The sequence below is a fragment of the Thiocystis violacea genome (assembly GCF_016583575.1).
Classification (GTDB): domain Bacteria; phylum Pseudomonadota; class Gammaproteobacteria; order Chromatiales; family Chromatiaceae; genus Thiocystis; species Thiocystis violacea.
This window is the reverse complement of record NZ_NRRG01000131.1, coordinates 1-1685: the sequence shown is the minus strand read 5'-3', so window position 1 is coordinate 1685 and position 1685 is coordinate 1. Positions and strand designations below refer to the sequence as shown.

General features: G+C 57.0%; 2 protein-coding genes. Both read right to left on the bottom strand.

What is annotated here, in order from left to right; genetic code table 11:
• Window positions 1-133: 133 nt before the first annotated feature.
• Window positions 134-844, bottom strand: a complete 711-nt coding sequence (locus tag CKO27_RS23730; RefSeq protein ID WP_200377379.1) for a DUF4915 domain-containing protein — start codon at window positions 842-844, stop codon at window positions 134-136.
• 7 nt (window positions 845-851) lie between these two features.
• Window positions 852-1685 (bottom strand): DUF4347 domain-containing protein (locus tag CKO27_RS23725; RefSeq protein WP_207281105.1); only part of this gene is annotated, 834 nt, incomplete at its 5' end.

The window sequence follows — 1685 nt, the reverse complement described above, 5'->3', positions numbered from 1 at the left end:
GTCGTTGCCGCTGCGCGGCGCGCTGACGAGGATGCATGGGGGCTGGCTCCACGGGTGGGCAGTTGGGTTTGGCCACTCTCAGCCTACCACCACCGCCAGCCTTTCTCATGCGTTTCAGCAGGTTGGGCTTATCTTAGTGCCATTCGGGCATGGAGAGTCCTGTCGTGATGATCTCGTTCGTTTGAACATCGATCAACACACCGCCACCGTTTTTATGCGGTTTCCAGCCATGTCCTGTATTCGTCCGAGCACACGCGGTCGCATACGCAAGCTTGCCATTTTTTGCGCCCATTCCGTTGAGATGACAGCGGTCTTCAAAACTGAGTGCTGAAATAAACGGCGGCTTCCACACAGGAACGAAGTTGTAATGAGAATCTATCGCCGAAATACAACTGAAATTGGTGTTGACAAACAGCAGTTCGTATTCTTTACCATCGTAGTTGATATTTGCCAAGACATCATGAGTATCGCACCCGCCCAAAAACATCCCCTTGCGCGGCATGTAAACCGCGTCATAAGAAACAGCCGGTGCCTCCTCCTCCAATTTCAAGGTACGAGCCCCGACATTGCTAAAACGCCATGCCTGCTCTTTGTTGGTGATCCAAAGCGTATCTCTATCCACCGCAATCCCCATCGCCGAACCGATAATCCGCTCCAGCGCAATCGTTTTACCCTCGGTATCCGCCGATAAAAAGAACACACGCGCACTTTGATAAGTGGTAAATACCAAACTTCCCCCCATCTTGCGAAGCCACTCCGCCAACATTGGGGAAGGAATGAGTTTGGGTTTGATTTTCTCGGACTTCTCTTGTTCTCGTACACTTTCAATACCAATGGCGCTCATGATGATTCTATATGTCCCCGATTTTCTGTACTCGCCGATTTGTTTGGCTAAGTGACCGCGTGCATTTGTGGTCGCTCAATGCCTTGCGCTTCTTGGTGAAAGCGTTTATGCGCTGAAAGATATTGATTTGCAAGGTCCGTGCGATTGCCCTGACTCCAGATCCCAATCGCCTCCCGGCACTCCCCGCCACATCCTCCGACGCCGCCACATCCGCCCCGGTCGCCCGCGCCAGCCGCTCGACGAACGCGACGCCCGTAGCGCCCGCCGCCACGTTGCAGCCGTAGAGCAGAATGTCCCCCTCTTCGCTCAACGCCGCGCCAATCTCGCCCAGGGTCTCGGCATGCGCGTCGAGCGCGTCGCCGTCCAGGCTCAGATTGCCGAGCCGCACCTGCCCGCTGTCGCCGTGGCTCAGGATGTGCAACGCATCAATGCCCTCGCGCCCGGCGAGTAGGCTGTCGAGATCCGGCAGGCTGGCATCGACGAAGACCAGCTCGGTGCGCAGTGCGCGAAGGGAGGCGGATGCCCGGTCAAAAAGAGTCGCGGCGGCGGTCATTAGGAGGATCTCCACGAATGAGCAGGGCTGGAAAGAGGCATTGACGGCGGTTGAGTCGATCAGGGCGCGGAACGGCGGCGTTGCCTCAGGGCCAAACTTCGGGATCGAGCAGTTGTTCCAGGGGATAGGGGTTGTCCGCGGGAAACAGATCGGGGTCCAGGCCTGAGGTATCCCCACGAACTCACCCCCGCCAACGCCATCGGCTAGCAGTGCGTCATGGTCATTCGCTACCCATTGACCAGGCAGGTCGACGGTTGGAATCAACTCATCCAGGACGGGACGACAACT